The 17,671-nt window shown below is 45.0% G+C and carries 17 protein-coding genes and 2 pseudogenes; 10 read left to right on the top strand and 9 right to left on the bottom strand.

What is annotated here, in order from left to right:
- Positions 1-48: 48 nt before the first annotated feature.
- From GO003_RS15430 to GO003_RS15405, 6 genes and pseudogenes are all read left to right on the top strand, one after another.
- Positions 49-741 (top strand): annotated as a pseudogene (locus GO003_RS15430) (IS630 family transposase); the annotation flags it as partial.
- 944 nt (positions 742-1,685) lie between these two features.
- Complete coding sequence (locus tag GO003_RS15425; protein WP_231089019.1) at positions 1,686-1,823, top strand: hypothetical protein; 138 nt, start codon at positions 1,686-1,688, stop codon at positions 1,821-1,823.
- Between the two features lie 67 nt (positions 1,824-1,890).
- Positions 1,891-2,028, top strand: a complete 138-nt coding sequence (locus tag GO003_RS15420) for a hypothetical protein (RefSeq protein ID WP_159658033.1) — start codon at positions 1,891-1,893, stop codon at positions 2,026-2,028.
- 125 nt (positions 2,029-2,153) lie between these two features.
- A complete protein-coding gene (locus GO003_RS15415; protein ID WP_159658034.1) occupies positions 2,154-2,558 on the top strand; it encodes an IS30 family transposase in 405 nt (134 codons plus the stop codon).
- A gap of 66 nt (positions 2,559-2,624) precedes the next feature.
- Positions 2,625-3,914 (top strand): ISNCY family transposase, encoded by a 1,290-nt coding sequence (locus GO003_RS15410; RefSeq protein WP_407942112.1) that lies wholly within the window; start codon positions 2,625-2,627, stop codon positions 3,912-3,914.
- Positions 3,915-3,952: 38 nt separating this feature from the next.
- Positions 3,953-4,510 (top strand): annotated as a pseudogene (locus GO003_RS15405) (IS30 family transposase); the annotation flags it as partial.
- On the opposite strand, the gene GO003_RS15400 reads toward GO003_RS15405, so the two are convergent.
- A complete protein-coding gene (locus tag GO003_RS15400) occupies positions 4,487-4,654 on the bottom strand; it encodes a hypothetical protein (RefSeq protein WP_206444702.1) in 168 nt (55 codons plus the stop codon). The pseudogene GO003_RS15405 and the gene GO003_RS15400 overlap by 24 nt on opposite strands.
- A gap of 585 nt (positions 4,655-5,239) precedes the next feature.
- On the opposite strand from GO003_RS15400, the gene GO003_RS15395 reads away from it, so the two are divergent.
- Genes GO003_RS15395 through GO003_RS15385 form a run of 3 tightly spaced genes read left to right on the top strand, consistent with a single transcriptional unit; the run spans position 5,240 to position 8,500 of the window.
- On the top strand, positions 5,240-5,872 hold the full coding sequence (locus tag GO003_RS15395) for a recombinase family protein (protein ID WP_206444703.1): 633 nt from the start codon (positions 5,240-5,242) through the stop codon (positions 5,870-5,872).
- Between the two features lie 22 nt (positions 5,873-5,894).
- Positions 5,895-7,532 carry an IS481 family transposase gene (locus tag GO003_RS15390; protein WP_206444705.1) on the top strand — a complete coding sequence of 546 codons (1,638 nt, stop codon included), beginning with the start codon at positions 5,895-5,897 and terminating at the stop codon, positions 7,530-7,532.
- Positions 7,532-8,500, top strand: coding sequence for an ExeA family protein (locus GO003_RS15385; RefSeq protein ID WP_159657538.1), 969 nt, complete (start codon positions 7,532-7,534; stop codon positions 8,498-8,500). Before GO003_RS15390 ends, GO003_RS15385 begins: the two co-directional genes overlap by 1 nt.
- A gap of 406 nt (positions 8,501-8,906) precedes the next feature.
- Here GO003_RS15385 and ftsX read toward each other — a convergent pair whose 3' ends face one another.
- Genes ftsX through GO003_RS15360 form a run of 5 tightly spaced genes read right to left on the bottom strand, consistent with a single transcriptional unit; the run spans position 8,907 to position 13,886 of the window.
- Positions 8,907-9,896, bottom strand: coding sequence for a permease-like cell division protein FtsX (gene ftsX, locus GO003_RS15380; RefSeq protein WP_159657540.1), 990 nt, complete (start codon positions 9,894-9,896; stop codon positions 8,907-8,909).
- Positions 9,897-9,899: 3 nt separating this feature from the next.
- Positions 9,900-10,556: a cell division ATP-binding protein FtsE gene (ftsE, locus tag GO003_RS15375; protein WP_159657542.1), complete on the bottom strand. Its 657-nt coding sequence runs from the start codon at positions 10,554-10,556 to the stop codon at positions 9,900-9,902.
- A gap of 2 nt (positions 10,557-10,558) precedes the next feature.
- On the bottom strand, positions 10,559-12,556 hold the full coding sequence (ftsY, locus tag GO003_RS15370; RefSeq protein ID WP_159657544.1) for a signal recognition particle-docking protein FtsY: 1,998 nt from the start codon (positions 12,554-12,556) through the stop codon (positions 10,559-10,561).
- A 3-nt stretch (positions 12,557-12,559) separates the two neighbouring features.
- On the bottom strand, positions 12,560-13,156 hold the full coding sequence (locus GO003_RS15365; protein WP_159657546.1) for a hypothetical protein: 597 nt from the start codon (positions 13,154-13,156) through the stop codon (positions 12,560-12,562).
- Entirely contained in the window at positions 13,149-13,886 is a 738-nt protein-coding gene (locus tag GO003_RS15360; RefSeq protein ID WP_159657549.1) for an SURF1 family protein, read from the bottom strand. Before GO003_RS15360 ends, GO003_RS15365 begins: the two co-directional genes overlap by 8 nt.
- Before the next feature lie 79 nt (positions 13,887-13,965).
- On the opposite strand from GO003_RS15360, the gene GO003_RS15355 reads away from it, so the two are divergent.
- Positions 13,966-14,217: a twin transmembrane helix small protein gene (locus GO003_RS15355; protein WP_159657551.1), complete on the top strand. Its 252-nt coding sequence runs from the start codon at positions 13,966-13,968 to the stop codon at positions 14,215-14,217.
- A 126-nt stretch (positions 14,218-14,343) separates the two neighbouring features.
- On the opposite strand, the gene GO003_RS15350 is transcribed toward GO003_RS15355, so the two are convergent.
- The 3 genes from GO003_RS15350 to ctaD all read right to left on the bottom strand — a co-directional run bounded on the left by GO003_RS15350 (position 14,344) and on the right by ctaD (position 17,635).
- On the bottom strand, positions 14,344-15,207 hold the full coding sequence (locus GO003_RS15350; protein WP_159657553.1) for a cytochrome c oxidase subunit 3: 864 nt from the start codon (positions 15,205-15,207) through the stop codon (positions 14,344-14,346).
- 15 nt (positions 15,208-15,222) lie between these two features.
- A complete protein-coding gene (locus GO003_RS15345; protein WP_159657555.1) occupies positions 15,223-15,768 on the bottom strand; it encodes a cytochrome c oxidase assembly protein in 546 nt (181 codons plus the stop codon).
- A 247-nt stretch (positions 15,769-16,015) separates the two neighbouring features.
- On the bottom strand, positions 16,016-17,635 hold the full coding sequence (gene ctaD / locus GO003_RS15340) for a cytochrome c oxidase subunit I (protein WP_159657557.1): 1,620 nt from the start codon (positions 17,633-17,635) through the stop codon (positions 16,016-16,018).
- Positions 17,636-17,671: the final 36 nt, after the last annotated feature.

Below are 17,671 nucleotides of genomic sequence, written 5' to 3'. Positions count from 1 at the left end.
GATAGTCGATTCGATCAGTGATGAAACGGTCAGGCTCACCTTAAAAAAAACGCGCTCAAGCCTTGGTTAAAGGAATGTTGGTGCATTCCACCCAAAGCTAATGCTGATTTTGTCTGTGCGATGGAGGATGTTTTAGACGTATATCAACGGACCTATGCCGATGACGAGGTTTTGGTCTGTATTGACGAAACCAGTAAACAACACATCAAGGAAACCCGAACGTCTTTGCCCGCCAGGCCGGGTGAGCCGGAAAAATATGATTTCGAATATGAACGTAATGGCGTCAGTAATCTGTTTATGCTGTCCGCACCCCTTGAAGGATGGCGTCACGTCAAAGTGACCGATCATCATACGAAAGAGGATTGGGCGCAAGTGATCAAAGAGTTAGTGGATGAACATTTCCCTGAAAGAAAGAAAATAGTCTTGGTGATGGATAACCTGAACACTCATAAGCTCGGATCACTTTATACCGCCTTCAAACCGGAAGAAGCGCGAAGAATCGCGGATCGTTTAGAAATTCACTATACCCCAAAACACGGTAGTTGGTTGGATATGGCAGAAATAGAAATCGGCATTATGGCTCGACAATGTCTTGACCGACGCATACCTGATCAAGATACCTTGAAGCGAGAAATAAAAGCTTGGCAGGATAAACGGAATCAGGAAGGCGTTTGTGTAAATTGGCGATTCACCACTCAGGATGCCAGAGTGAAATTAAAATCCCTGTATCCGACAATATGAATTTGGTGGACCACTAGGTATCAAATTAGGCACTAAATTAGGCACTAAATTAGGCACTAAATTAGGTACTAAATTAGGTACTAAATTAGGTACTAAATTAGGTACTAAATTAGGTATCAAATTAGGTACTAATTTAGGTATCAATTTAGGTACTAATATAGTACCTATATTTCCAGGTTAATACGCGTCAGTAATTTTTATTAATGACGCGTATTACTGACGCGTGTTACAGACTTGGATTTTTTAGTCAGTAACATACATATGGGAGATCGGCTTTTCATCTTTTACAAGGCACCCCAAATGTAGCCATTTTTAGGGGTCTCATTTAACGTTTTGACAGGCGAGTTTTACATGATTTTTACCCACAAAAAACACCTGATATTAATACCCATAAAGCACCTGTTATTTATGGCCTGTTTTTTACCCATTTTTGGGCGTGCTCAAACGCACCCAAACCAGCTAGTTAAAAGATGTGAATTTTTAGGCCAGCACTCCAATTTGTAAAAAAATCAAACACGGCGCGAATTTCGCTCTAGAAGTGTGCCAATTTTGTTTTGACGAACAATTAATGTAATCTATCAATTTCCTATAACAACATAATGAAAGTGAAAAAATTCCTCTATGCCGGCCAAAAATATCGCGTGAAATTGTCCGAGGTTGAACGTCAAGAATTAAAAGGACTACTTAACAAAAGTCGACTAGCGGCCCGGAAACAAAACCCATGCTCGAATTCTCTTGCAATGTGATGAATCTGGCGCTATTCCAATCAAAACAGATCATGACATTGCGGAAGCTCTAACTATAAGCACTCGAAGCATGGAACGAGTTCGGCAATGTTTTGTGGAAGAAGGCTTGGCGTCAGCCTTAAATCCAAAGGTACAGCTCCGTCATCGCCCCAAAAAGCTGGATGGTGCAGCGGAGCTTTTCTGGTTGCAACAGCCTGTATGGAGACACCCGAAGGACGAGCAGAGTGGACTATGCAGTTATTGGCCGACAAACTGGTTGAATGCCAGATAGTCGATTCGATCAGTGATGAAACGGTCAGGCTCACCTTAAAAAAAACGCGCTCAAGCCTTGATTAAAGGACTGTTGGTGCATTCCAACCAAAGCGAATGCTGATTTTGTGTGTGCGATGGAGGATGTTTAGACGTGTATCAACGGACCTATGCCGATGACGAGGTTTTGGTCTGTATGGACGAAACCAGTAAACAGCACATCATGGAAACCCGAACGCCTTTGCCTGCCAGTCCGGGTGAGCCGGAAAAATATGATTTCGAATATGCTTGAATTCATATAATAAATGCAACACCTCTTAAAAGGGCTAGATGGTATAGTTTCCGTCTACCAAAACAACAAACTAAAGAGGTGTCCAATGAGAACATTCAACCATCTAACCCAAGAAGAAAGTTTCCCTGGAAGAGATAGCCAAAGACATAGGCAGAAGTAAGTCTACTATTAGTCGAGAACTGTATCGAAATAAGGGTCAACGCGGGTACCGTTACCAGCAAGCGCAGATCAAAGCCGAACGGCGTCATGCCGACAAGCCCAAAGCGATCAAGCTGGATGAGGCGATGAAGCAGGCGATAACGCCACTGATCGAAGAGAAATGGAGTCCGGAGCAAATTTCAGGGCGCCTAAGACTACTGGATGAACCGACGGTTAGCCATGAAACGATTTATCGCTTTATCTTGGCGGACAAAGCCAAGGGTGGTGAGCTATACAAGCATTTGCGGCATCAAGCTAAGCCTTATCGTAAACGTTATGGTAAAAATGACTATCGCGGCAGCAATTCCCAATTTAAAACCCTGATAAAATAAGGGGCACTTAAAATCAATCAATCGCAACATTAATAAAGCCATCGGTAGATACAAATGGACTTGGAAATAATTGACCTGATACGCCGCACCTTCGAAGACTTACCGGACTCCCGTAAACCCGGCAACAATCAGAAATACAGGATAGAAGATGCCGTTCTGAGTGCCTTCTCGGTGTTTTTCACGCAAAGCCCGTCTTTTCTGGATTATCAGCGACGGATGGAAAAACTCCACAATCGAAATAACGCACAATCGATTTTTGGTGTTCATCAAATTCCTTCGACCAGCCAAATCGGCAACTTGCTGGATCCCATTGCACCGGAAACACTCTATCCGGTGTTGGCCGAAGTGGGTGACAGATTGTACACACAAGGTTGCCTGAAGCCGTTCGTGAGTGTTGGCAGTACTTTGTTGGTGGCGCTGGACGGCACCGATTCCTTCAGTTCGGAAAAAATTTCCTGTCCATGCTGTACCCAACAAACGCTGAAAAACGGTCAGACCTTATACCGTCACACGTTGGTGACACCGGTCATTGTGGCTCCCGGACAAAGCCAGGTAGTGCCTTTGCCGCCGGAATTTGTTCGCGTCCAAGATGGCGTGGACAAACAGGATTGCGAACTGGCGGCGGCCAAGCGCTGGCTGACGAATTGGGGGCCTCATTACGCGCCCCGCGGCATTACGGTGCTGGGTGACGATTTATATTGTCACCAGCCGTTTTGTGAGGCCGTGCGGGCGCAGAACATGGCTTTTCTGTTTGTCTGCAAGCCTGATTCGCATGAGCTATTGTACGAATGGCTCGACGATTTTACCCGAATCGGTGAGATTCAAACGCTCGAGAAAAGCCGTTGGAACGGAAAACAACGATTGACCGAACGCTATCGGTATTTCAATCAAGTCCCTCTCCGCAATAGCGACGATGCATTAATGGTTAATTGGTGCGAAGTGACGATCCTCAATGCCAAACAAGAAGTGGTCTACCGCAATGCCTGGGCAACGTCACACACTCTCGACGAACACAATGTGATCGAGATGGTCGCCGCGGGCCGCGCTCGTTGGAAAATAGAGAACGAAAACAACAATGTCCTCAAGAACCATGGCTATCATTTCGAGCATAACTTTGCCCACGGCAAACAGCAGTTGTCCAACTTCTTGGCAACCCTCAACTTATTGGCTTTCCTCACTCATACGGTGCTTGAATGGCTCGACGAGGCTTACCGTGCCGTCCGCAATGCCGCACCTTCCAGGCGGACATTCTTCGAACAATTCCGAACCTTACTTCAATTTATGCCTTTTGATAATTGGCAGCATTTGATGCGGTTCATGCTCTATGGAGAAAATCAAATACCTAGAAAAACGTAAGGTTTTAAAATGGGAATTGCTGCTATCGCGGCACCCTTCCTGGCCGCGTAGACATTGACGAGCGCCCTGCCATAGTGGCTGAAAAGACCCGCTTAGGTGATTGGGAAGCCGATACGGTCATAGGCAAAGGTCATAAAGGGGTTTTAGTCACTTTAACCGAACGAGTGTCCAAGCTGAACCTCGTCATTCCCATTATCCGCAAGGAGGCCGGGTTGGCCAAGGACGCAATTATTGAAGCCCTAAAGCCTTTCGCTGCTTTTGTCCACACCATCACTTTTGATAATGGTCGTGAATTTTGTCGGCATCTAGACATCGCTAAGGCATTGAATTGTGAAACCTATTTTGCCAAGCCCTATCATTCCTGGGAGCGCGGTTTAAATGAAAACCACAGCGGTTTATTGAGGCAATATTTTCCGAAAGCTAAGCCGCTGGATCAAGTAACCCAAGCCGATGCCAATAAAGCTTTAGCTGGGCTTAACCATAAACCTAGAAAAACCTTAAACTACCAAACACCTTGGGAGGTATTTTGTAAAATGGCGGGCTTGATACCTATAATTTGCTGGGTGTTGCATTTATGGGTTGAATTCGCCGCTTAAAAACCATGCGACAAAATCAGCAAAACCAACGGCGTCGTTGGTAAAGACTTTATGTTTAAATTTTCCTTCCAAAAGGCAAGCAACATCGAATTTCTTTTTGGCAATATCTGCGCCGATGACGATATTAAAATCTTTTTCAATCACAGCCTTATCCGTGTTTTTTAAATTTCAAAAAAAGTTATTGATCAAGATACACCGCTATGTTCAACCTTATGCATACAGGCTCTAGGCCTAAGATACCGTTCGAACTACATTAGCAAGTGCAGATAGTGGGGTACTCTATCTGCCGGACAGGCTTTTAGCCTCAGGGATTGCACGATTTCCCCACCACCCTCCCGATGATCAGTCAGGGATTCTCGCTTGTTTATTCGCCAGAATCAATATGTAGGTGTAGTTTCTTGATTTCATAATCGCAATTTCTTGCACTTATCCTTAATTTCCGTCTCGAATTAATTGATTTTATAAAATCACTTTTTCTCACATTAATTGCACCTGACTTAAAGCCGTCTCACATTAGGTGATTTTATCAGGCGGATTTTCTCACTTTAAATGAATTTATCCGGCATTTTCAAAATATGGTTGGTGTCAAAAACAACATTAAAAACGTTCGTTTTTACTGACTGCTTTTGTTAAAGAAAAGCACTGTGTTTTCAATCTTATTTTGGTTATTATAAAGATTGTTTTTAGGGTTTACTTTACCCTTAATAATTTTAAAGGTGTTTTGGTAAGATGATGGCACAGACTATTGGTTATCTGAGGGTATCGACCGCAGACCAGGATGTAGAGAAAAACAAAGCGGATATTTTGACGCTGGCCAATCACTATAACCTGGGACAAGTTAAATTCTTTGAAGAAAAGATCTCCGGTAAAATCTCCTGGCATAAACGCAAGATTGCCCAGATCATTGAAGACCTTAAAAAAGGCGATAGCCTGGTCGTTAGCGAAATGTCCAGGTTAGGGCGGAGTATGTTGGAATGCATGGAAATTTTATCGATTGCCATGGAACGGGGTATCCATGTCTATTCGGTGAAAGGCAATTGGCGGCTTGACCAAAGCATCCAAAGCAAGATCATTGCGATGGCGTTTTCGATGGCTGCCGAGATCGAACGGGATTTGATCTCGCAGCGTACGAAAGAAGCCTTACGCGCAAAGAAAGCCTCCGGAATGTCGCTAGGCCGTCCCAAAGGGCCCGGTAAGAGCAAGCTCGATCCGTTCCGCCCCGAAATCGAAGCCTTGCTGGCCAATGGTGCGACCCAGTTTTTTATCGCCGAGCGCTATGGCACTACCCCTGCCAATTTGCGCAACTGGATGAGCAAACACGGCATCACCCGGCCTAAACAGGAAAAGGTTCGTGCCGCGTAAACGTCTCCCTTTTGAAGTACTGATGGCACTTCAAAACCAATTGGATGCGTTGTCCCCACGAAACGCCAAACGCCAACAACTCATTGAGGAAACCTGCGAATCGTTTGGGGTTTCGGCATCAACAGTTCACCGGTTATTACGGAACCACCAGCTACCTTATTTAGCACTGCGCAGCGATTACAATCAACCAAGATGTATTCCCGAAGCAGACATGCGGCGTTATTGCGAATTGATTGCCGCGCTAAAACTTCGGACAACCAACAAAAAAGGACGGCACTTATCAACCAGAGCCTGTATCAACCTTCTGACCAAACATGGCATTGAAACCTCGGAAGGACTCATTAAGGTTGAACCCGGATTGCTCAAACTTAGCACGGTTAGCCGTTATTTAAAACAATGGGGTTATGACAAACGCACCTTGGCCATCGAGCCACCCTGGACGCCCTTCCAGGCCGTTCACAGTAACGAATGCTGGCAATTTGATTTCTCGCCGTCAGACTTTAAAAAACCGGCATTTGCAAATACAGAGTCAAAAGGTGATTCACACTATATGGCCTTGGCCGGTGTCACCGATGACCGAAGCGGGTTTTGTTATCAAGAATATCATCTGGTCAAAGGTGAAGATGCGATGACCGCGCTCCTGTTCCTGTTTAATGCAATGTCCCCCAAGAAAGACAAGAACTGCCCGTTCCAGGGTATCCCTGCGGTTATTTACATGGATGCCGGCCCGGTCTCGAAAAGCCGCGTCTTTCTATGGGTCATGAAGCAACTTGGCGTTGAAGTGAGGGTGCATATGCCAAAGGGCAGTGATGGCCGCCGCACTACCGCGCGCTCAAAGGGTAAGGTTGAACGCTCGTTTCTGACCATTAAATGCTCCTTGGAAACCCTGTATCATCTCCAGCAGCCGGAATCACTGGAAGAAGCCAACGCCTGGTTACACAAGTATTTACAGGAATATAACGCTATGGATCACCGGCATGAAGATCATTCCAGGCTGGACGATTGGCTGCTTAACCTGCCGTCGCAAGGTTTCCGGGAAATGTGCAGCTGGGAGCGTTTTCGCACCTTTGCCCGCGAGCCTGAACAGCGCAAAGCGGACAGCAACGGCTGTGTTGGTATTGACGGTATTCGCTATCAATTGAGCCATGAGATGGCGGGACAGGAAGTCACCCTGCTCTGGGGGCTGTTCGATAATGAGCTCTATGTCGAGTTTAATAACGAAAAACAGGGGCCTTTTTATCCGGAGGAAGGCCCCATTCCCTTCGGCAAGTTCCGTAAACACAAAAAGAGCAGCGTTGAAGTTAAGGCAGATCGGATTGGGCAACTGGCCAAAGCCATCAGCCTGCCGAGTTCCGCGTTATCCGACAGCAAAAGCAGTGATCAAGCTCTGTTGACCCAAGCCAATATCCTGCACCTGGAAAAACCGAATTCCACCCCGTTTGATGATAACCCTTTCCTGCAAACGGCCACGTTTAAAAACAAGCTGGATGCGAAGACGGCCATTGCCGACTATCTGGGCAAGCCGTTGTCCCGATTGACCGATCTGCAAATGGCAGCGATCAATACTATCCTCGATGAATCGCTGGATAAGAAAGCAGTACTGGAAAAAGTTCGTGCGTATTTTACTTTAAGCTCGGTTGAGCGCTCGGGAGGCGACTAATGTATGGTGAAATGATGCAATACTATGGCTTAGTGAAGGACTTCGATAAAACAGATTACTTTGAGACGGAAGCTTTTAAAGGCGTATTGGGCAGTCTTGAAATCGCGGTCTTATCAGGGGGAATAATCGCCCTGACCGGCATTGTCGGAGTCGGTAAGACGACCATTATCAGGCATTTCCAGGATAGCCTGAAAAAGAAGAACCAGGTTATCGTTGCCAAATCGTTGGCAACCGATAAACCCCGCGTCAATATCAACACCTTATATACCGCGTTGTTTGCCGACTTGCCGACGGCGAAAGAATTTAAGGTGCCAACCCAAGCTGAAATCAGGGAAAGGAAACTTCAGGAATTGATCCGTAAAATTAACAAACCGATCGCCTTCTTTATAGATGGCGCCCACGATCTTCATTGGCGGACGTTAATTGGCTTAAAACAGTTAATAGAAACGATTGAGGACGCTAAAGGTACATTGACCATTATCATGGTGGGTCACCCGAAACTGGGTAATGACCTCAACAGGCCGGCCATGGAAGAAATCGGCGCCCGAGCCAAATTGTTTAGCCTGGACAGTTGGGGACAACAGAAACAGCGGTATATCGAATGGGTATTGGAGCAGTGTAGCAAGCCTAAAACGCCAATTCATGACATCGTTGCACCGGATGCCATTAATCTATTAGCGGAACGATTAATTACCCCGTTACAAATCTGCCATTACCTGACGCTCGCTTTAATAAAGGGAGCCACCACAGGGACAAAACCAGTCAATGTCGAGATTATAGAAGCCGTGTTATCGCCAGATTTAAATACCTTGGAACCTAAATTAGCCCGGCAGGGCTATAACACAATGGCTTTATGCGAACATTTGAATGCCCGGAAAAGTGAAATCCGGGCGTATTTCAATGGGCAATTGCCAGCGGCCAGGGTTGATGAATTCAATAAAGAGATTCATAAACTCGGTATTTTATAAAAACTGAGGTCTCAGCTTGGGCGTCAGATAGAATCAAATAATGTGGGAAATTCTGATCGATAAAATCACTTAATGTGAGAAGACTAAAAGATAGGTGCAATTAATGTGAGAAAAACTGAATTTATAAAATCAGTTAATCTGAGATGAAAATGGTGAATAAGTGCAAGAAATGCCGATTATGAAATCAAGAAACTACATGTAGGGGACTGTCGGGATTCAGAATACAAGGACATGCTCCTGCCATTGACATCCATGCCATCTGGGTTGGCAATCCCAGCCTGAACAACAATTAATACAAATAGAGCCGCCTAAAAAGCCAGGACATCTCCATAAAAACGGGAAAACATCAATAAAATTCGCCAGATGGCGGCAACAATACAGTAAAAAATAGCCGGTTAAAAAAGGATTATTCCGGATTTAACTGCCTGAGCTGATAAACCAGGACTAACCATGCTCCTGAGACCCCTAATAAAGTGGATATCCCAAAAAGAACGATAACCTCTGTAAATCCCAGATAGAGGACGTTAAATATGCCGTCATAGAGCTTGGACAGTTCATCTACGGGTGTCTGTAATACCATCATCATCACCGTCACAATAAGCCAGGCTGTTATTCCGGATAATAAACCCAGCCAAAATCCGGTATAAAGAAAAGGCCGGCTGATAAAGCGGTCTGTAGCGCCGACCAGCTTGGCGATGATGACTTCTTCGCGGCGATTGTGTAATTCAAGACGAATGGTATTGCCGGTAATAAACAGGACGCCCATGCCGAATATTGTGCTCAATAACGTGACGCCTCGCTCAGCCAATGCCAAGATGGACTGCAATCGTTTGACCCACTCCAAATCCAGCTGAACCTGATCCACTTCAGGCAGTTGTGAAAGGGTATTACGAAGTTGTTCCAATTGTTGCTGCGTCATTGATTCAGACGAAGGCATCACCTGAATTACAGCAGGTAAAGGATTTTTGTCCAATGCATCAATGGCAGCTCCAAAGCCGCTGTATTCACGAAATTCCGTTAATGCTTGGGCTCTGGATATCAACTTTGTGTCTTGAATATTGCCATGTTTGCGCAGGGTCTCTGCTAATTTTGCACCCGTTTGATCACTGACTTGTTCTTTCAAAAATACGGACAGGTGATTACTGTCTTCAAAACTGTCGGTTAGTTGCTGAATATTTGCCACGAACAAATAAAACCCGGCCGATAAAGCAATGGCAATGGACATGACTGCAATGGTCATGATGGATGAAAACGGCGATCTAACCAAGCGCCCCAGACTGGAAAAAAAAGCATGGGCATGAATATCCATATAAGCATGTAATTTATCGCCCAGACTGGACGCCAGACTTTTTTTTCGAACCGGCGCTTTAGTTTTTCGGTAATACTCTTTTCTCATGTCTCAGCTCGCCACCATGCGGCCATGATCCAGCTTTAATACGCGATGACCCATTTTTTTGACCAGTGGAATGTCATGAGTGGCTATCAATATAGTCACGCCTACTTGCTGAAAATCCTCAAATAATTTCATTATTTCTGCAGAAAGCTCAGGATCGAGGTTACCCGTTGGTTCGTCGGCCAATATCAACGGCGGCTTGTTAACCACCGCTCGCGCGATACCGACCCGCTGTTGCTCACCCCCTGACAAGGTGAGAGGGTATTTTTTCTCTTTACCCAATAAACCGACTTTATCCAGTGACGCACGAACACGACGGCTGATTTCCTGATGGCCATGTCCGGCTATAACTAAAGGTAAAGCCACATTATCAAAAACAGTTCTGTCATTGAGCAATTTGAAATCCTGAAAAATCAGACCTAATTTCCTTCTTATATAAGGGATGTGCCTGTTTTTGGCTTTGTTCAAATTTTGTCCGTCCAGCAGCACATTACCCCGGTTGCATCGCTCCATCAGTGCGATCAATTTCAACAGGGTGCTTTTTCCTGCACCTGAGTGCCCTGTAAGAAATGCAAATTCACCGGGCTTTAAATGAAAAGTTACATCTGACAAGACGTCACCCACTTCAGGGTAACGCTTGCAGACATGATCAAATTTCAACATAGTCAGTTATCAGTCAGAAATAGGGCATCGACAAATTTTTCTGCATCGAAATCCTGCAAATCATCAATGCCTTCACCAATGCCAATATAGCGGATCGGAATAGCATGCTGTTTGGCTAGAGCAAAGATGATTCCGCCTTTCGCAGTCCCATCGAGTTTTGTCAAAGCAATGCCGGATAATTTTACCGTCTCATTGAATTGCCGTGCTTGTGACAACGCATTTTGCCCTGTGCCTGCATCCAAAACCAGCAGCACTTCGTGAGGGGCGTCCTCATCAAGTTTAGTCATAATCCGTTTTACTTTTTTTAATTCATCCATCAAATTGGATTTTGTATGCAGCCGGCCTGCAGTATCGGCAATCAATACGTCAACGCCTTTAGCCTGTGCCGATTGTAAACCGTCAAAAATGACGGATGCCGAATCGGCTCCGGTATGCTGCGCGACAACATGAATTTTATTACGTTCGCCCCAGGTTTGAAGCTGTTCGACTGCCGCAGCTCTGAAGGTATCCCCTGCGGCCAACATGACACTATGACCTTGAGCTTGAAGCCTCTTTGCCATCTTGCCGATGGTCGTTGTTTTACCAGCACCGTTTACCCCTACAACCAATATCACAAAAGGCTTTTCTTGCTTGGGAATAACCAGGGGTTCACAGCAGGGTTTCAGAATGGTCAATAATTCATGTTTTAGTACATCTGATAGCGTGCTGCCTTGCTTTATCTGTTCCTTAACAGCCGGGCTATTCAGTTTGTTGATGATAAAGGTGGTGACATCCATGCCCATATCCGCCATCAACAAATTAGCCTCAATCTCTTCCAGAACCTCATCATCAATCGTTTTCTGTCCTATCGGGATCGCATTCAACAAAGAGCCCAAACCGGTCCGGGTTCTCTGTAATTGTGATTTAAGCCTTGAATAAAGGGATTCCGGCTCCGGCTCTCTGTAGATGGCTTCGGAAGGCACAACTCTGACCGGTGGCGCTTTGTGTTCGCCCACAGGGGCTAATTTTGGCTGCACAAGATCAGTTTCGCCTTTAAATTCATAGCGGCTGTATAAACGGATGGCGAGCAGCGGCAACATGAGTAAAAAGGCCAGATTGCTGTGCATTGAAACCGCCCATAAAGGCAGGTTTGCAATCACCATAAAGGCTGCGGCCATCATTTGCAGCAATAAAAGAACAGCCAGACTCAGGCTCGCAATGCGTACTCTTTTAGCGTTATTTGAAGTGCTTGCCGCTCCGACAGCGCTACTCAAGACAATAAAACTGATCAGAGCGGTCATCCGATGTAACCAATTAATCGCGACTTGAGCTTCATTACCGGCAGACATTCCGCCAAGTACTTGCAATAGCACTTTGTAATCCGCTTCAGGCCACCATTTCCCATTGCAATGAGGGAAACCGGAGCAAGCCATCCCGGAGCCGGTGCCGGTTACCCAGATGCCGGACAGGATGAGTAGCAGCAACAATAGGATACCGAAGGTACTCAAAAAGTAAGCACTTGAGAATCCGGAAATTTCTGATTTTTCTAGATCAGGATGTGTTTTTAAACACAGCCAAAACAGCATCCAAACGGTAAAAAAACCCAGCACTAAATGAGCGCTGGCGATTTCCGGCATTACATTAAGACCCAAGTTAATCAAGCCGGTAAACGTTTGCAATGTCACCAGCAGCAGAATGCCGCTTGCTCCCAAAACTGCCGATAGCTTATGCCGGGTCTGAAACCATGCGCTGAGGAATAAAATAACGGCCAATACTGACACTATGCCGGAAAGGTAGAAATGCCCCAATTCTTTCCAGACTTTAATAATCTCATGCCCTTGAACGGGCTCATTGACTGGTAATTGTTGTTGAAAATCAAGATCATCTGGATTTACCAGCTGACTGTGACAACCTGGTCCTTCCGGGCAACCTAAACCGGCATCAGATAGCCGTTCATAAGTGCCGAATAACACGAGCAGCAAAGCGATAAAAAAACACAGAAATGTAATTTTTCTAAACATCGTCTATCCAATTTGTGAAATGCTGAGAAGTTTCCTAAGGTCGCTCTTGACCTTGTAAGGATCAAACCCGGATTGATAGTGCATCATCAGATTTCCAAGCGGATCCATTAATATCAACATGCCATGAGGTACTTTGCCCTGCTTTAATGCTTCTACTTTTTTTTGCAGCGCTTGATTCGGTTTCACTTTCAATAACCGGCTATCTTCAGACCACCAGGCGCCCTGTGTATCAACGGTAACCCCTTCAAAGACCATGACAGCTCTTCGGATTCTAGTTAAATCCTTGCCCATCATCAGTAGTAATTGTTTTGATTTGAATATCGATTCTTTACAGTCAAGATTGCAATCGGATGTCGGAATCAGATTAATCATGGCCCAGCGACCTTTAAGCTCATTCAGGTTGTCACTGGAGAACTGATCAAATCCGGTCAAATCAGTTCTTTCAGTCGTGATGGGTGGAATGATCAGTTCACCGTAATTGGTTCTGCCGGCCACAGTTTCAGGATGCTTGGCCAGATACCAGGCAATAATAAAAGGGATGACCGACATGCCAAAAATGGCGAGTATCAGTCGTTGATTTCTCTTTTGTTGATTATTCATTAGATTTTTTTAAGCTGTACCAAACAAATAAAACGGTGAGTGTCACGGCCAATCCGAACCATTGGATGGCATAAGCAATGTGTTTTTCCGGCGTTATTTCTACAGAAATATGCCACGACCGCTCATAGCCATCTGGAGATTCAGGCTGCAATTCAATCTGAAAATCCGCTAAAGGCCGATTAATCTTTTTTGCCAAAACCAGCGAGTCAATCAACTGCACCACCGATGGCCAGGTATCCGTAGGAATTTCCGCACCTTTCAGTTTTACGCCCAAACCGGGGAAATGATTAATTCTACCGGTAATAGTCATTTGATTTTCATGCACGGTGATATCAGGCAACTGATTTCTATCCGGATTTGCAGGAACCCATCCTCTATTCACTAAAATAGAAAGCGTTGAACCGTTCAGATAAAAAGGGGTCATGACAAAATAGCCTACCTTACCATGACGAACCTGGTTATCCAGTAAAAACTGATGTTGATCATCGTAATGCCCGGTAACTTCAACTGCTTGAAACCGCAATGACTTGGCTGTCTCAATCAAATCAGCTGTTAACGGGATTTTAGGTAGATCAGCATTCCGGTTTAATTCAGAGATATAGAGGGCTTTTTCTTTAGACCGCGTTAATTGCCAATTACCCAGCGACAGCAATAAGACCAAAAAACAAAGATAAGCGATTAATGGAACCGATTTAATGTAAAAGCCTTTTACACGAATCTTTCTGTTCATTGTTTTTTTAATACTCTATTGGCAAGACGGATTGAATAACTGAGAATATCCTTGTTTTTGACGTTTACACATATAATTTATGATTATCAAAATTCTTATCGGCATCGCATTTATAGGCATCATCTTAAGCTTAGGCTCAGCTCTCTTTCATTTAGTAAAACGCACTGAGGAAAATTCCACAAAAACAGTTAATGCGTTGACGGTAAGAATTACTCTATCAGTCTTATTGTTTATTTTTATATTTATCGCTGTGGTTACAGGACTTATTGAGCCCCATGGCATTGGCGCAAGACTGCATAATAAAACAAACCAGGAAGAAATTAAGCAGTAAGAACGAGATCCGGGCGATTGCTCTTTATAATATTGACGCACTCTTCCCAACCCTCTGAAAAGTCAGGCCGCTACAAAAAAAAAGCGCTGCGTAAAGCAGCGCTTTAATTACTGTGTTGCTGTTACTTTAGAGTAAATAGACAAACACAAATAAACCTAACCAAACGACGTCAACAAAATGCCAATACCAGGCGGCTGCTTCGAATGCAAAATGGTTTTCCGGCTTAAAATGACCTCTCCAGCTGCGAAACAGAACAACTGACAGGATAATGGCGCCCACGCAGACGTGAAAACCGTGAAAACCGGTCAACATGAAGAAAGTTGAACCGTAAATGCCCGAGCCGAGAGTCAAGCCCATTTCAGTGTAGGCTTCATGGTACTCAATAGCCTGAAATGCAACGAACATAAATCCAAGTGCTACGGTTGCAATCAAGCCTTTAATCAGCTGATCACGTTTTTGAGCTAAAAGGCCATGATGAGCCCATGTACACGTGACACCGCTGGTCAGCAGGATCAATGTATTCAGTAAAGGCAAACCCCATGCACCCATAGGTTCAAATTCACCACCGATTTCACCGGGACCGTTTGTCGGCCACTGCGCTGTAAAATTTTCCCACAACAAGTGTGACGAACGACCAGGACCGTCGCCCAAGCCTCCCAGCCAGGGTACTGACAAATTTCTGGTATACCACAATGTGCCGAAGAAAACGGCAAAAAACATAATCTCTGAAAAAATAAACCACATCATGCCCATGCGGTAAGAAATACCGACCTGAGTACTGTACATGCCGGACTCGCTTTCCGTTGCCTGCAAGCTGAACCAACCGGCCAACATAACAATAAACGTCATGAATCCCATGATCATCATGGTTGAACCGATGGATGATCCATTCAAGAAATTGGCAAAACCTGCCAAAGTTAACATAAGTCCGCCCGTGCCTATGATAGGCCACGTAGCTTTATGCGGTATGTAATAAGCAGTTGTGGACATAGCCTTCCCCTGTTGTTAGTTTTTTACTGATTTATCAGTATTATCAAAAAAAGTGTAAGAAAGTGTAATCGTTTTGTACTGTTCAGGCAGACCCGGCTCAACAACGAATCGAACCGGCATTGTCTTGCCCTCTCCGGGGTCAAAAACCTGTTCCGTAAAACAAAAACATTCGGTTTTTTTAAAATATTCCGATGCCAATCCGGGTGAAACACTGGGAATGGCCTGTGCCAGCATTTTTTTGTCAGTCAGATTTTCAGCATAAAAATTAACCGTGTAAAACTGGCCTGGATGAACCACAATCTTGTTGCTTTCGGCACGAAAAGTCATAGGCGCCGACTTATTGACCGAGGTCACAAACTCAACTTTGATTTCTCTGGATTTGTCGACTTGATATTGAGTTTCCAGGACTGCGTCAGTGTTGGTCTTGCCGTTCAATCCAGTGATGTCGCAAAACACATCGTAAATCGGGACCAGTGCATAACCAAAACCAAACATGGCAATCGCAATAAGCGCCAGCTTTGTAACTAATTTACGGTTTTTTGAATCTACGCCCTCACTCATTCTGCAATTGCTCTCATTACGGCAAACACATAGACAGCAACAACGAAAGCTGTCAAAACCAGTGCCGTTAAAATGTTTTTGCTCTTGGTCGTCATGAATTTCCCGAATATTTATGCATTTAGCACGTTTAATGCAGTGTTCAGTATTTAAACTCTGAATGGGCCACGGATAGATCATCTAATCCATGGCCTTGTTGGGAAGCGCCGCATTATTCAGCGCTTCTCCAAGTTGCCTGCATCAGGCTTTGTTAAAAATGCTCAGTTGGAACTATTTCCGGTGGTGTAGTAAACGTATGGTAAGGCGGTGGAGAAGGCAATGTCCATTCTAGGCCGTGCTTTCTTGCATCTTCCCAAACCTCGTCCGTTACTGCTTCGCCGGTTCCACCTTTAATGGTTTTAATAACAACCCAAAGGAACAGCAATTGGCTGAAGCCGAAAATGAACGCACCAATACTCGATACCATATTCCAATCCGCAAATTGCACGGCATAATCCGGAATACGTCTTGGCATACCAGCCAAGCCCAGGAAATGCTGAGGAAAGAACAGAATATTGACAGAGATGGCGGATAACCAGAAATGCAGTTTACCGATTTTTTCGTCATACATGTGGCCGGTCCATTTGGGCAGCCAAAAGTAACCGGCCGCCATCAAGATAAATATGGAAGCGGGTACCAATGTGTAATGAAAATGAGCAACAATAAAATAGGTGTCATGGTACTGAAAGTCTGAAGGTGCAACAGACATCATCAAACCGGTAAATCCACCCATCGTAAATAACACCACGAAGGCAATTGAAAACAACATCGGTGTTTCAAAGGTCATGGACCCTTTCCACATCGTGGCCGTCCAGTTGAACACTTTTACACCGGTGGGAATCGCAATCAGCATGGTGGCATACATAAAGTACAACTCACCGGCTATCGGCATGCCCACAGTAAACATGTGGTGAGCCCATACGATAAATGACAGGAAAGCAATGGCTGCAGTCGCATAAACCATAGAGCTGTAACCGAACAAAGGTTTGCGTGCAAACACCGGAATGATTGTGGATGCAACACCAAAAGTCGGCAAAATCATGACATAAACTTCAGGATGACCGAAAAACCAGAAAATATGTTGATACAGAACCGGATCACCGCCGCCTGCAGCATCAAAAAAGCTGGTGCCGAAGAATCGATCAGTTAACAGCATGGTTACCGCACCGGCAAACACAGGCATGATCGCAATCAGTAAAAACGCGGTAATCAGCCAGGTCCAGACGAAAAGCGGCATTTTCATCAAGGTCATCGCTGGAGCGCGCATGTTAAAAATGGTTGCGATAATGTTAATCGCGCCCATGATCGACGAAATACCCAGCAAATGCACCGAGAAGATTGCAAACGGTAACGCGGCACCGGTTTGTAAAACCAAAGGAGGATACAAAGTCCAGCCGGATGCCGGCGCGCCGCCTTCCATGAATAACGTGCTGGCCAGCATCAAAACACCGGCAACCAGCAACCAGAAACTCATGTTGTTCATTCTTGGCAACGCCATATCCGGGGCGCCAATCATCATGGGAATCATCCAGTTAGCAAGCCCCACAAACGCAGGCATTACCGCACCGAATACCATGACCAGTGCATGCATGGTCGTCATGGAATTGAAAAACTGAGGTTGCACAAACTGCAAACCGGGTTCAAACAATTCGGCACGGATAACCAATGCCATGGCTCCACCAACAAAAAACATTGCCAGTGCAAACAACAGATAAAGTGTTCCGATATCTTTATGGTTGGTGGTTATTAACCATCTTAAAAGGCCTTTACTGGGGCCGTGATCATGATCATGCTCATGATGATCATCATGTTCAGTGACTACCGCTGACATTGTGTTACCTCTATTTTTGTAAAAAAGATTTGAATT

Origin of the sequence: Methylicorpusculum oleiharenae (assembly GCF_009828925.2) — a bacterium.
Lineage (GTDB): Bacteria > Pseudomonadota > Gammaproteobacteria > Methylococcales > Methylomonadaceae > Methylicorpusculum > Methylicorpusculum oleiharenae.
The sequence above is the reverse complement of the archived record's forward strand: the minus strand, read 5'-3'. Positions and strand labels throughout refer to the sequence as shown.

Excerpts from the sequence above, each read along its gene's own strand:
- GO003_RS15425 (WP_231089019.1), top strand. The coding sequence starts at position 1,686 with ATGGAGACACCCGAAGGACGAGCAGAGTGGACTATGCAGTTATTGGCC.
- GO003_RS15395 (WP_206444703.1), top strand. The coding sequence starts at position 5,240 with ATGATGGCACAGACTATTGGTTATCTGAGGGTATCGACCGCAGACCAG.
- GO003_RS15390 (WP_206444705.1), top strand. The coding sequence starts at position 5,895 with ATGGCACTTCAAAACCAATTGGATGCGTTGTCCCCACGAAACGCCAAA.
- GO003_RS15385 (WP_159657538.1), top strand. The coding sequence starts at position 7,532 with ATGTATGGTGAAATGATGCAATACTATGGCTTAGTGAAGGACTTCGAT.
- ftsX (WP_159657540.1), bottom strand. The coding sequence starts at position 9,896 with ATGAGAAAAGAGTATTACCGAAAAACTAAAGCGCCGGTTCGAAAAAAA.
- ftsE (WP_159657542.1), bottom strand. The coding sequence starts at position 10,556 with ATGTTGAAATTTGATCATGTCTGCAAGCGTTACCCTGAAGTGGGTGAC.
- ftsY (WP_159657544.1), bottom strand. The coding sequence starts at position 12,556 with ATGTTTAGAAAAATTACATTTCTGTGTTTTTTTATCGCTTTGCTGCTC.
- GO003_RS15365 (WP_159657546.1), bottom strand. The coding sequence starts at position 13,156 with ATGAATAATCAACAAAAGAGAAATCAACGACTGATACTCGCCATTTTT.
- GO003_RS15360 (WP_159657549.1), bottom strand. The coding sequence starts at position 13,886 with ATGAACAGAAAGATTCGTGTAAAAGGCTTTTACATTAAATCGGTTCCA.
- GO003_RS15355 (WP_159657551.1), top strand. The coding sequence starts at position 13,966 with ATGATTATCAAAATTCTTATCGGCATCGCATTTATAGGCATCATCTTA.
- GO003_RS15350 (WP_159657553.1), bottom strand. The coding sequence starts at position 15,207 with ATGTCCACAACTGCTTATTACATACCGCATAAAGCTACGTGGCCTATC.
- GO003_RS15345 (WP_159657555.1), bottom strand. The coding sequence starts at position 15,768 with ATGAGTGAGGGCGTAGATTCAAAAAACCGTAAATTAGTTACAAAGCTG.
- ctaD (WP_159657557.1), bottom strand. The coding sequence starts at position 17,635 with ATGTCAGCGGTAGTCACTGAACATGATGATCATCATGAGCATGATCAT.